Annotated in this window: 1 protein-coding gene; it reads right to left on the reverse strand. The window is 66.6% G+C overall.

Annotated features, from left to right (window positions below; all coding sequences use genetic code 11):
- A partial coding sequence (locus IVA81_RS12215) for a response regulator (protein WP_247316728.1) occupies positions 1-797 on the reverse strand: 797 nt, incomplete at both ends.

Consider the following 797-nt stretch of genomic DNA (forward strand, 5'->3'; position numbering starts at 1 on the left):
GGAGAGGCCGATGATCGGCATCGAGCCCAGATTGTTGTCGGAGCGGATCACCTCGGCGAACTCGAACCCGTTCATGTCGGGCATCTCGATGTCGGTCAGCACCACGTCGAAGCTCTGGGCGCGCAATGCGGCGAGGCCCTCCTGCGCGGTCGGCGCGGTGCGGACGCGGTAGCCGGCCGCTTTCAGGACGGGGGCCAGCATGTTGCGGAAGAAGGCTGAGTCGTCGACCAGCAGCACCGACTGCGAGTGCATCGACGGCTTCATCTCCTTGCGGGTGAACCAGTCGGCGAACGCCATCGGCAGGAAGTGGCCGACGTCGATCACCTCGGTGGCCTGGCCCTTGATCACGGCCGAGCCCAGAATGCCCTGGCTGGAGCCGCCGACCTCGATGTTGAGCCGTTCCTCGACGATGTCGATGATCTCGTCGACGACGAGGCCCATGGAGCGGCCGTCATCGGCGAACACCAGGATCGGCTGGGCGCCCTGGCTTGCGATGGTGACGCCTTCCATGGCGACGAGCGGCATCAGCTGCTCGCGGTACTGCACCATGTAGCGGCCGTTGCTGAACTCGATCTTGTCGGCGGGCAGCTCTTCGAGGCGCGTGACGAGCCCGAGCGGGACCGCCTTGGGCTGGGACGAGCCGGCGCGGAACACCAGAAGCGAAGTCGTCTGCTCGCCCGAGCCGATGTGATGCGCGCCGTTCTCGTCGCCCATGTCATGGGCCGAGGAACCGGCGGCGCCGAGCGCCTTGGCAATGCCGTTGGGGTCGATGATCATGATCACCGCGCCATCGCCCA

The organism is Bradyrhizobium sp. 141, assembly GCF_023074055.1.
Classification (GTDB): Bacteria; Pseudomonadota; Alphaproteobacteria; order Rhizobiales; family Xanthobacteraceae; genus Bradyrhizobium.